At 63.4% G+C, this 11488-nt stretch carries 11 protein-coding genes; 4 read left to right on the forward strand and 7 right to left on the reverse strand.

Annotated elements, in window-relative coordinates; genetic code table 11:
• Positions 1-108 precede the first annotated feature (108 nt).
• A complete protein-coding gene (locus AC1D0Z_RS11350; protein ID WP_477658350.1) occupies positions 109-1233 on the forward strand; it encodes an ABC transporter substrate-binding protein in 1125 nt (374 codons plus the stop codon).
• Between the two features lie 144 nt (positions 1234-1377).
• Here the strand turns inward: AC1D0Z_RS11350 and AC1D0Z_RS11355 are convergent, their stop codons facing one another.
• The 3 genes from AC1D0Z_RS11355 to AC1D0Z_RS11365 all read right to left on the reverse strand — a co-directional run bounded on the left by AC1D0Z_RS11355 (position 1378) and on the right by AC1D0Z_RS11365 (position 4589).
• Complete coding sequence (locus AC1D0Z_RS11355) at positions 1378-2505, reverse strand: ABC transporter substrate-binding protein (RefSeq protein ID WP_477658351.1); 1128 nt, start codon at positions 2503-2505, stop codon at positions 1378-1380.
• A 285-nt stretch (positions 2506-2790) separates the two neighbouring features.
• Positions 2791-3432 carry an endonuclease III gene (nth, locus tag AC1D0Z_RS11360; RefSeq protein WP_477658352.1) on the reverse strand — a complete coding sequence of 214 codons (642 nt, stop codon included), beginning with the start codon at positions 3430-3432 and terminating at the stop codon, positions 2791-2793.
• 113 nt (positions 3433-3545) lie between these two features.
• Positions 3546-4589, reverse strand: a complete 1044-nt coding sequence (locus AC1D0Z_RS11365) for a BLUF domain-containing protein (protein ID WP_477658353.1) — start codon at positions 4587-4589, stop codon at positions 3546-3548.
• 210 nt (positions 4590-4799) lie between these two features.
• Here AC1D0Z_RS11365 and AC1D0Z_RS11370 point away from each other — a divergent pair, with 210 nt between their 5' ends.
• Positions 4800-6497, forward strand: coding sequence for an alkaline phosphatase family protein (locus AC1D0Z_RS11370; protein WP_477658354.1), 1698 nt, complete (start codon positions 4800-4802; stop codon positions 6495-6497).
• Between the two features lie 679 nt (positions 6498-7176).
• Here the strand turns inward: AC1D0Z_RS11370 and AC1D0Z_RS11375 are convergent.
• The 4 genes from AC1D0Z_RS11375 to AC1D0Z_RS11390 are packed head-to-tail and all read right to left on the reverse strand — an operon-like array spanning position 7177 to position 9763.
• Complete coding sequence (locus tag AC1D0Z_RS11375) at positions 7177-8166, reverse strand: AraC family transcriptional regulator (RefSeq protein ID WP_477658355.1); 990 nt, start codon at positions 8164-8166, stop codon at positions 7177-7179.
• Positions 8167-8205: 39 nt separating this feature from the next.
• On the reverse strand, positions 8206-8616 hold the full coding sequence (locus tag AC1D0Z_RS11380) for a PaaI family thioesterase (RefSeq protein WP_477658356.1): 411 nt from the start codon (positions 8614-8616) through the stop codon (positions 8206-8208).
• Entirely contained in the window at positions 8606-9133 is a 528-nt protein-coding gene (locus AC1D0Z_RS11385) for an SRPBCC family protein (RefSeq protein ID WP_477658357.1), read from the reverse strand. Before AC1D0Z_RS11385 ends, AC1D0Z_RS11380 begins: the two co-directional genes overlap by 11 nt.
• Positions 9134-9166: 33 nt before the next feature.
• Positions 9167-9763 carry a TetR/AcrR family transcriptional regulator gene (locus AC1D0Z_RS11390; RefSeq protein ID WP_477658358.1) on the reverse strand — a complete coding sequence of 199 codons (597 nt, stop codon included), beginning with the start codon at positions 9761-9763 and terminating at the stop codon, positions 9167-9169.
• Positions 9764-9936: 173 nt separating this feature from the next.
• On the opposite strand from AC1D0Z_RS11390, the gene AC1D0Z_RS11395 reads away from it, so the two are divergent.
• Positions 9937-11127, forward strand: a complete 1191-nt coding sequence (locus AC1D0Z_RS11395; protein ID WP_477658360.1) for an aminotransferase-like domain-containing protein — start codon at positions 9937-9939, stop codon at positions 11125-11127.
• Between the two features lie 40 nt (positions 11128-11167).
• On the forward strand, positions 11168-11488 hold a 321-nt coding region (locus AC1D0Z_RS11400; protein ID WP_477658359.1), incomplete at its 3' end, for a hypothetical protein.

Below are 11488 nucleotides of genomic sequence, written 5' to 3' on the forward strand. Positions count from 1 at the left end.
AGGTCAGGGTCGACGCCTGACCACCTCGCGCACCGGAAGCACAAGCCGGCCCTGGGCCGGCTTTTTTATTCACACAATTTTTTTCACAAGAGGGTAGGGATTCGTTTCATGAAAGTTGTTAATTTTTCAAAAGGCGGCCGTTTGCTGGCCGCTTTTTTTCTGGGTCTGGCCGCATCGGCCGCATCGGCCGACATCGTGCTCGGCCACTCGGGCGACCTCTCCGGCAACAGCGCCGCGCTGACGACCGACTATGTGCGCGGCATGAACGCGTACTTTGACGACATCAACAAAAAGGGTGGCATCCGCGGCGAGAAGATCAAGCTCGTCAGCATGGACGACGGCTTCAACCCCGACAAGACGGCCGAAAACACCAAGGCCCTGATCGAAACCCAGAACGCCGTGGCGCTGGTGGGCTATCGCGGCACGGCCAACATGCTGAAGATCGTGCCCCTGGTCCAGGCTGCCGGCATTGCGGAGATCGGCAACACCAGCGGCGCAAAGTCGCTGCGCGACCCCTATGTGTCCAACCTGTTCCACGTGCGTGCCAGCACTACCGACGAGATCGAAGCAGCCGTCAATCACGCATGGACCATCGGCATCAAGAAGATCGCCGTGATGTACCAGGACGACGCCTTCGGCAAGGAAGGCCTGGAAGCCCTGAACGCCGCCATGCAAAAGCGCGGCGCGACGGCCGCTGCCGTGGCCCCGGTGCCGCGCGGCACGCTGGACGTGGCCAAGGCCGCTGACGTGATTGCCGCAGCGCAGCCGCAGGCCGTGATCCTGATTGGCCAGGCCAAGCCCAATGCGGCGTTCATCCAGGCTTTTCGTGCCAAGGGCGTGACCGCCCAGTTCATGGTGCTCAGCGTGTCGTCCGGCCTGCATGCCGAGCTCAAGGACGGTGCAGCGGGCGTGATTGCTTCCCAGGTTGTGCCTTACCCGTTTACCGAGCTGGGCAACGCCGTGGTGCGTGAATACCAGACCATCATCTCGGCCAACGGCGACAAGAAGTTCAGCTACAACAGCATGGAAGGTTTCCTGAACGCCAAGCTGGTGGTACGTGCACTGCAGAAAACCCCCGCGCCGGTTACGCGGGCCAAACTCATCAGCACGCTCGAAACATTCACCAACGAAGACCTGGGCGGTTTCGCGCTGACTTACAGCAAGCAGAGCAACCTGGGTTCGCGCTTCGTTAACTTGACGATGATTCGCGCCGACGGCACCTTCGCCCGTTAAGCGCTTCGTTACGCCGCTGGCTGCGGCCCTTGCGTTTGACGCCGTGCTATTAAATCAGTAGCTGCTGGCGCTCAAGCGGCAAGGGCTGAAAGGCCATTTCTTGCCGCATTTTCGAGACTGCAGAGGCCGCAGCAGCGGCGCGCCTCAATTGCGCAGCTTGCCGTCGCGCGTCACCATGCCCAGCTCCACGTACTTGCTGCCGTGGTTCTGACCTGGTGAATAGGACACCACGAAGCCGCCGGTGTCATAGCTGCCCATCGCGCTCATCGCAGCCAGCAGTGCTTTGGCATCGCCTGGCTTTTTGCTGCGGCGCATGGCTTCGGTCAGCACCTTCGCGCCAATGCAAGCTTCCAGATGAGTGCTGTTCATGACCTGCTTGACGCCGGCGTCCTGCAGCGCCTTGGCGCATTCCTTGACCACCGGCAGCGGGGATGCCGCATTGGGCACGACCTGAGAGATGGACACTCCGGCGCCGGCTTCGCCAGCAGCTTCGATGTACTGCTGTGCGCCCACGAAAGACAGGCTGGACATCGGAATGAATTTGCCCTGTGCCACTACCTGCTTGCTGATGTCAGCCGCGGCGCCGGACAGCACGGTGTTGATGAGGACGTCGGGCTTGAGCGCGAGCAGCTGCGCGACCTGCGCCTCACTCACCTTGGCATTGCGCTGCAGGGAGAAAGCCTCGGGCTTCTTGCCCTGTTTGGCCAGATAGGCCACCACCACGGCCAGATTCTGCTTGCCGACCTCGTCGTCGTAATGCACCACCACCACCTGCTTGAGGCCCAGACCGGTCCAGAAGGACAGCATTCTTTCAAGCTCGTCGCCGTAGGATGCGCGCAGCGTGTACACCACCGGGCTTGGCTTGCGCACCGGGTTGGCACCGGAGAATGGTGCAAAAAACAGCACACCGGCTTTCTCCGCCTGGGGCATGGCGTCCAGGCTCAGCGTGGCCGACGCGTAACCAAACAGGGCCATCGCGTCATTTTCGGCCAGCAGTTTTGTGGTGTTGGCGCCGGCCAGCTTGCGGTCGTTTTTATCGTCCAGCGTCACCAGCTGGATTGGCAGGCCGGCTACGCCGCCTTTGGCGTTGACTGACTTGAAGTAGGCCTGAGCGCCGTCCTGAATGTCGCGTCCGAAACTGGCGTTGCTGCCACTCAGGGGCGCGGACTGGCCGATGACCCAGGCTTTTTGCGCATGGCTGGCACTCGCGAAAAATACGAGATACAGACTCAGGGCGCGAAGAACGGTACGTGAAGCCGAAATGTTGAACATGACTCATCCATCAAAAAATCTGGCTGAGCCAGCGGAGCTTTCAATGATAGGTCGTCCCGAGAGGAAAAATTCCCCAGTTCGCACGCTTCGCGAGATGGATACCCACCCTGCGCGACGGCGCGGCACTGCGGCGTTGACCGTGCGCAACACAGGGAAACTCCCCGTAAGCTGCAAGTACTACACACCTGTGCGAGCGGGGGATTCGTATTCAGCCCTCGTCGCCTAAGCGCCGGCAGCTACTGATTTAATAGCGCGGGGTCAAACGCAAGCGCGGCTGCCTGTGGCCTACGCAGGCACAGGCGTCTTTGGCTCAAAGTCGCACCACGGCGCCACCGCGCACTGCCAGCACAGGGGCTTGCGCGCGATGCACACATAGCGTCCGTGCAGGATCAACCAGTGGTGCGCGTCCACCAGGTATTCGGTGGGCACGCGCTTGAGCAGGCCCAGCTCGACTTCCAGCGGGTTCTTGCCGGGTGCCAGGCCTGTGCGGTTGCTGACGCGAAAGATGTGCGTGTCGACCGCCATCACCGCTTCACCGAAAGCCGAGTTCAGCACCACATTGGCTGTCTTGCGGCCCACACCGGGCAGGGCCTCCAGCGCTTCACGCGTGCGCGGCACCTGGCCGCCGTGCTGCTTCACCAGGATTTCGCAGGTGGCCAGCAGGTTTTTGGCCTTGGTGCGGTAAAGCCCGATCGTGCGGATGTACGACTCCAGGCCCTCCAGTCCCAGGTCAAGGATGGCCTGCGGCGTGTTGGCCACGGGGTAGAGCCTGCGCGTGGCCTTGTTCACACTGACATCCGTGGCCTGCGCGCTCAGCAGCACCGCTGCCAGCAGTTCAAACACGCTGGTGTATTCGAGCTCCGTCACCGGCATCGGGTTGGCGGCTTTCAGCGTGGCAAAGAACGGGGCGATGTCTTCTTTTTTCATGCCTCGCAGTGTATCGGCGTGCAGCACCGGCGCGCACCGGCACGCACCGGGCCCCGGCTATGCAGCGAGCTTCCGGCTTTTCAGGCGCAAGGATAAAAGCAGAGCAGGGCGGTTCAGGCCACCATGCGCGGCACATCCCACACTGAACTCGAAGGCGCACCGGCATGGCCCAGCTGGTCGCGCATCATCTGCCAGATGGCGCTGCAGTTGTCGGGTGTGGCAACACCTCCCACCACATACTCCAGTTGCGCCGCCTGTGCCATGTCCTGCATGCGCTGGTGGGTTGCCGTGTCGCGCGCAACCCCCACCAGCACCGGCCTGGMAGCCAGGCCGTCGCAGGCAGCGATCATGCGGGCCATCAACGCATCGTCAAACTTGGCCAGGCCGCAAAAAAGCATCACAAAATACGGCCAGTCCGGAAGGAAGGCGCGGCGCAGCCCGTGCGTCAGGCCATTGCGCGCCACGGCAATCAACCGGCAGGGGTAGCCGCCTTCCATGAAGTCGACGTATTCGCTGCTGCCGTCAAAGTCAGTCTCGCCGGCAAAGCGCCGTTTGGCTACCGTCCCGCCGGTTTTTTGGGCCAGCCACTCCACCATGTCAAAAGCCTCGTTGCCGCTGGCCGAGCAGATGCCCATGCGGTGAAAGGCTTCGGGGTCGGCCAGCGCCTGTGCCTGCGCAAGCTGCATGGGCGCCGACAGGCGGCGAAGCACCGATGACGGCGAGTACTGCTTGCCCTTTTCAAGCTGCTCCCGCAGGGCCATGACCCGGCGGCCGAAATAAACCGCCGACTCAGTGGCCTGCGACATCGCCATCGACCAGGGCGTGGGCAACAGCCGCCGCCCCTTGCTGGTGTGCAAGGTATGGGGCGAATGGTGGCGCGGGTCGTGCTGTACGTGCTGCAGCAGGTCCCGCACGGCCGCCGAAGGCCCTTCCACCCAATGCACAAACCAGCCGCTCTGGTAATGCAGCACCACATGAAGGCCCAGGGGCGTGTTGTGGCGCAGCGACTCCGTGCGGATGTTTTCCATCTGCGCAAAGATGCCTTCGCGCATGTTGCACATGCTCGCCGTCACCACGCGGTCAACCTCGGTCTCCCCTGGCGCTGCGACGTAGGGCGCCACGCTGGGCGGTGTGTCCGGTGCTTCCTTGTTCGTCATCAATGCATCCTGCACCAGAAGGGAAATGCACGTCAATCATCTGGCATTGAAACCAAATGTGAACAAGACAGAAGTAGTAGTTCGCAAAGCCATGGTCCTACATGGAGGACACCTATGGGTACGTAATGCCTCCGGTTACCATGCACGCCTGCCTGGCAACAGGCCGTGACGGCCAGGCGCGCTACGGGTGACTACTGTTGCCCGCAAATCATGAATTCACCTAGCATCATCCGCATGATCTCCATGAAACTTCACACACCTCTGCGCTTTCTGGTTGCTGCACTCGCGGCTGTGTTGCTGGCCAGTTGTGCCACCGCGCCCGGCTCTACCGCACCTTCGCAGGCCGCTGCACCGCGGCCAAAACTGGTGGTCTTCCTGGTGGTGGACGGGCTGCCGCAGCGCCAGGTGCTGGACTACCGCGACCAGCTCGCACCCGACGGCCTGGCGCGCTTCCTTGACCGCGGCGCGTGGTTTGCCAACGCGCATTACGGCCATGCCTTTACCGTTACCGCGGCAGGCCACGCCACCATGCTCACCGGCGCTTACCCGCACCGTACCGGCATCATCGGCAATGACTGGCGCGACCCGGTCACCGCCGAGCCGGTGTACTGCACGGGCGACACCACGGCCACCTACATCGGCCACGCCACCAATGCCCTGGACGGCACCAGCCCCAAAAACCTCAAGGCCGAAACTGTGGGCGACGTGTTGCGGCGCGTCGACAGCCGCTCGAAAGTGATCGGCATTTCCGGCAAGGACCGCGGCGCCATCCTGCCCGCCGGCAAAACCGGCACGGCCTATATGTACATGGGTGCCACGGGGCAGTTTGCGTCCAGCACGCATTACATGGCCGCACACCCGGGTTGGGTCAATGCCTTTAATAGCCAGAAGCCGGCCGACCGCTACTTCAAGGCCGAATGGAAGGCCGTGCTGCCCGAGGCTGCCTATGCGCGCTCGGTGCCCGACCAGCAAAAATGGTTTGGCCCTGCCGGCGGCGGCTTGCCCGCCATGTATGGCGCGCCTGACGACACGGCGCCAGGCCCGCGTTTTTACAACTCGCTGCTGCGCGGGCCTTTTGTCGATGCCATGTCGCTGGAATTCGCCCGCGCTGCCATTGCCGGCGAGCAACTGGGGCAGGACGACATTCCCGACATCCTGTCGGTCAGCCTGTCGGGCCACGACTACGTGAACCACGCTTTCAGCGCCGAGTCGCGCCTGTCGCACGACCACCTGCTGCAACTCGACCGCATGCTGCAGTCATTCTTCCAGGACCTGGACGCACGCATCGGCAAAGACAACTACCTCGTCATGCTGACGGCCGACCATGGCTTCATGCCGTCACCTGACTACCTGGCCAGCCAGGGGCGCGAGGCCGGGCGCGTCAACAGCAGCCAGGTGCTGGCGCGCGTCAATGCCGGGCTGGAAAAGCGCTTTGGTGAGGGCAAATGGGCCGCAGGCTTCTCAGGCTCCAGCCTGCTGCTTGATAAAAAACTCATCGCACAAAAGCAGGCCGATGCCAATGCGCTGGCAGAAGAAGCCCGCACGCTGCTGCTGGCCGAACCCGGCTTTGTCGCAGCCTACACACGGCGGGAACTGCAAAGCGCAAGCCGTGCCGGCGCGCCTTTCTTCGACCAGATCCGCAAGTCCTGGCACGCGGATGTGTCGGGCGACGTGCAGTATTCGCTCAGGCCCGGCTGGATGTTCGGCAACACCGTTGCCACGCACGGCTCACCGCATCCGTATGACACCCAGGTGCCCATCCTGATGTACGGCCCGGCATGGGTGAAGCCCGGCCGCATCGATGCACGCGTGGAAGTGGTAGACATCGCGCCCACGCTGGCGCGCGTGCTGCGCATTGCGCCGCCTTCATCGGCTGAGGGCAAGGTGTTGCCGCTGGCGGGGTTGTGATGGTGTTGGTGAGTTGGTGGGCGCGCCCTTTGCTGAGGGCGGTTGGCCGGGGGTTGCCCGGCATGCAACTCACTTTCTTTTGCTTCGCCAAAAGAAAGTAAGCAAAGAAAAGGCGACCCTGGTTCCTGCGTCCCCTGCGCTTCGCTGCGGGGCAACCTGCGGTGCTCGGTCCAGCCGGGGTCAAAAACAACTCGCCTTCGGCTCAAACAAGTTTTTGCCCTGATCCGTCTGGCCCTGCGCTCCTCGGCGCATCCACAAGGGGGTGGGAAGGAATACCAAAGCCGAAGGCAAAACTCCGAACACCCGAAGAAACAAGGACTCGCCAYGGCGAGTCCTTGTTGGTATTGGTATTGGTATTGGTATTGGTATTGGTATTGGTCTTGACTTTCGGTACCCGAATTCGGACTTCCCCGTCCTGGCTGGGCCGARCAGCGCAGACGGAGGCGGAAGGTCGGGCCGCAGTTGTTTGAGCGAAGTGCAACGTAGCGAGTTCTGCGGACCGCCGCCGGAGTCGAGCAGCGCAGGTTGCCCCGTAGCGTAGCGCAGGGGACCCAGACTGCGGGTCGCCTTTTCTTTGCTTACTTTCTTTTGGCGAAGCAAAAGAAAGTGAGTTGCACGCCGGGCAACCCCCGGCCAGCCACCCTCAGCAAAGAGCACATAGCCGGAGCAAGACCCGGCGCTACAGCGCCCGCACCGGCACGCAGAGCCAGCAGCTGAAGTTGCCCGTTTTCGGGTCCATCACGAAGTCTTCTTCATACAGCTCCAGCGCCGGCTTGTTCTCCGGCTGGTAGCCGCTTTGCGGCAGCCACTCGGCAAACATGTGCGTCCAGGCTTCGTGCACTTCGTTGCCGGGTTTGCCGGTGAAGCGGCCGCAGGCATAGCGCCCGCCGCCAAAGTTTTGCACGCTTATCTCGCCTTGCGGTTTGAAAGCCTCGTCTACCTCAATGCAGGCGTCATAGCGGCACTTGTCGGCCGGCGTGATCTCGGGGTTGTCCTGGCTGATGCCGTACATCCTGGGGCGCGGGTTCATGTAGCCGTGCTGGCCGCACCAGGCGACAAAGCGTTGCCACAGCTGCGCCACCTGGTCGCCGTAAGGGCCGGTGTTGCGCATGTAAGCCAGGCGCATGGCCGGAAAGGTCTTCAGTTCAATGTGCATGTTCAAGCCTCTTTCAGATAAAACCGGCCCCACGGGCCAGAGGGTTCTATCTTTAAACAGCGCCATGATGGAGTCTTGATTCGGCTTGTGATGGGCTTGATGATTCTTGCCATGTTCACGCACCTGGCGCGCTGCCCAGCCGCGCCAGTCGCCGCGCCGCCAGGCCGTGGGCGTTGTACCGAAGTGGGCGCGAAAGGCACGGCTGAAAACCTCGGCCGACGCAAAGCCCGTGTCAAGCGCGATTTGCAGCGCGGTCTGCTGCGTAAATATCAGGCGCTGCGCCGCTGACTCCAGCCGCAGTCGGCGCACGCAGTCGGCCAGGGTTTCGCCCATGGCTGCCTGGAACACGCGGTGAAAGTGCCAGGGCGAAAAGTGCGCCACATCGGCCAGCGTTTGCAGGTCCAGCGTGCTGTCCAGGTGCGCGCTGACGTGGTCTACCACCCGGTTGATGCGGGCGATGTAGGTACGCTGGTGCGGGTTGGGCGTGGGCTCTTGCGTCTGGGTCAAAGGCATGCCGGCAAGTCTAGCGCCAGCGGCCACCTGTTGCTGTGTCTAGCCCGCCTTGCGTATCGTGCCCTGCGCCGCCGCGCACAAAATGCGCTCTTTCCCGCGCAGCACAAAAATATCGCAACGGCACACCGCCTGGGTCTTGCCGCTGCCCACCACCGTGGCCACGGCCAGCAGGCGGTCAGCATCTTTGGCCGGCCGCAGGTAGTTGATCTTGAACTCTGACGTGACAGAGTCGCCCAGCACCGAACCGCCCGCAAACGTAAGCGCGTTGTCCGCAAGATAAGACAACACGCCGCCGTGCACAAAGCCGTGCTGTTGCAAAAGGCCAGGCACCACGGGTACCGACAGCTCCGCGCTGCCGGGCGCAAAGGCATCGAGCTGCGCGTTCAGCATCGCGCTGAAAGGCTGACGGCCCAGCATCTCGCGGGCCCACATCAACATGTCAGCGGGCATGCTGGCTGCGCGCAAAGGGAGGTGTCAGCCGCTTGCCGCCCGACACCAGCCAGCGCAGCAGGCGTATGTAGCCGGGCCAGGGTACCGGCCGGGGCTCGTTGCCCAGCGAGAGCTGTGCCTGCGACAGAACGTCTTCCACGCAGACGTCATGCAGGGGCCCAATCACCAGCGGCCAGAAGAGCAGGGCCGTGCCGCGTGCCTTCATCTCGATGCGGTGCTCCAGCACGCTGTGCGCGGGCGTGGCGTCCAGCACCTCAAAGCCGTGCCAGCCGTCAAACCCCGCCGGCGCGGTCAGGCGAAACCGCACAGACTGGCCCGGCGTGTAAGCCTCCACCACATAGCGGATGGGCCCGTGCCCGCCGATGGCGCCCACGGCCAGCGGCCTGTCGAACTTCATGCGCGGCCAGACCTTGCCGGGCCACAAGGCATCTGCCGGCGAGCCCAGCGAATCAATCAGCGCGCCTACCTGCTCTGGTTTGGCGTGCAGCAGGCGTTGGTGAACATTGAAAACTTTCATGCAGGTACTCCTTGTTGAATCGGGGGAAGGTGTTCAGGGCGCCATGGCCATCCAGGCCGCGTGTTCCAGTGCGGCCCGCACTTTGGGTGTGACGGCCGGGGTGGGCTGGCTGACCCAGCCCTGCGTAAGCGACATCGCCGGTGAAAACATCAACGCCATCCACAGGTGAAAAGGCATGGCCCGCATCTCGCCGGCCTCCACCTGCTGCGCCACCCAGGCCTTCAGCGTGGCAAAGGCCTGTTCATTCGCCGCGTCGATCTCGGCGCCGCCCGCCATGTCGCCGCCGCGCCGCAGCGTGTGCAGCAGCCGCGCCTGGTCGGGGTGTTGCAGCACCCACTGGATGTAAGCGCGCATCAGGCCCTTGACGCCCGACTGGGCCGATGCCTTGCCGCTGATGGGCTGCATCAGCGCCGCATGGAAATCGCGCAGCGTGTGGGCATACAGCGCGTCGGCCAGCTGTGCCTTGGTGGGAAAGTGGTGGTACAGGCTGCCGTTGCTCACACCGGCTTCCTGGCGCACCATGTCCATCGAGGCGGCCGTGAAGCCGTGCGCCAGGAACACTTTGGTGGCGGCGTCCAGCAGGCGCTCGCGGGTGGAGAGGGCGGCGGTAGGGGGTGTGGCTGAACTCATGACTGGAGTATTACTCTAGACTGTTACTCTGTCAAGGGGCCTGTGTTGAGCTGCTTGCCAGGCGTCGCCCGCGCAGGCTTGCGGCGGGCGCGGCCGGGCCGGTGGCCCACACCGCAGGAAACCTGCGCGCAAATTGGCGACAATACAAAACAGAAAGCGAGACCCTCATGCCACTGCAATTTGCCGACCGCCTTAACAACGTTGAAACCTCCGCCATCCGCGAACTCTTCAAATTGCTGGGCAAGCCCGGCATCGTCAGCTTTGCCGGCGGCTTTCCGGACCCCGCCATGTTTGACGTGGCCGGCATCCAGGAGGCCAGCAACAAGGCCCTGACAGAAGAGCCCGGCGGCACGCTGCAATACGGCGCCACCGAAGGCTATGGCCCGCTGCGCGAACAGCTCAGCGCCTTCATGGCCACCAAGGGCGCCCAAGGCGTCGCCCCTGAAAACCTCATCGTCACCACCGGCAGCCAGCAGGCGCTTGATTTRCTGGGCAAGACCATGATCTCCCCCGGCGACAAGGTCATCGTTGAAGGCCCCACCTTTCTTGCCACCATCCAGTGCTTTCGCCTGTACGGCGCCGAACTCATCAGCGCGCCCATCGATGCCCATGGCGTCAAGACCGACGAGCTCGAACAACTCATCGCCCAGCACAAGCCCAAGTTCGTCTACCTCATTCCCACCTTCGGCAACCCCAGCGGCGCACTGCTCAGCCTCGAACGCCGCAAGAAGGTGCTCGAGATGGCCGTTAAATACCAGACGCTCATCGTCGAAGACGACCCGTATGGCGACCTCTACTTCGGTGAGGCGCCACCGCCTTCGCTGCTGGCCCTGAGCGCCGGCGTGCCCGGCAGCCGCGAGCTGCTGGCGCACTGCGGCTCACTCAGCAAGGTGCTCAGCCCCGGCCTGCGCGTTGGCTGGATGATCGCGCCCGCCGAATTGCTGGCCAAAGCCACCATGTGCAAACAGTTCAGCGACGCCCACACCAGCACCTTCGCCCAGGCCACTGCCGCCCAATACCTCAAGGCCGGCCGCATGCCCGCCACGCTGACGCATGTGCGCAAGGTGTACGGCGAGCGCGCCAATGCCATGGGCGCAGCGCTCAAGCGCGAGCTCGGCGACGCGATTGAATTCACCCAGCCGCAGGGCGGCCTGTTCTTCTGGGCACGCCTCACGGGTGCAGGCGGCAAGAGCAAAGACGCGGGTGAGTTCGCCAAAAAAGCGATTGAGCAACTCGTGGCCTTTGTGCCCGGCGCACCGTTCTACGCCAGCAACCCGGACCTGGCCACGTTGCGGCTGAGCTTTGCCACGGCGGATGTGGCCAGGATTGAAGAGGGTGTGGCGCGGCTGGGCAAGGCRCTCTGACCGGCCGTTGCCAGGTCACCAGCTAAACCGGATGCCCACGATGCACAAAACGTCACAACAACAAACCGCATGGACGGCAACAAGGGCACTGGCTGCCTGCCTCGTTGCCGCCGTTACCGCTTTTACCGTCTTTCCGGCCCTCAGCCAGCCCGCCATACCGGATGAGCCTTTACCGGCCGCGGCGGCCAACCCCGACGACACCGCGTTGGGCCAGCAGCTCATGGCCGCAGCCCAGCTGGTGCAGTCCGGCCAGCCGGCGCGTGCGATCACTGAGCACCTCGACAAAATCATCGCTGCGTACGAGCAGCGCTACAAAGACGAAAAATCCAAACCCTACACCGGCCGCTCGCGTGTTGAGCAG

Source organism: Polaromonas sp. P1_E3, from assembly GCF_056405935.1.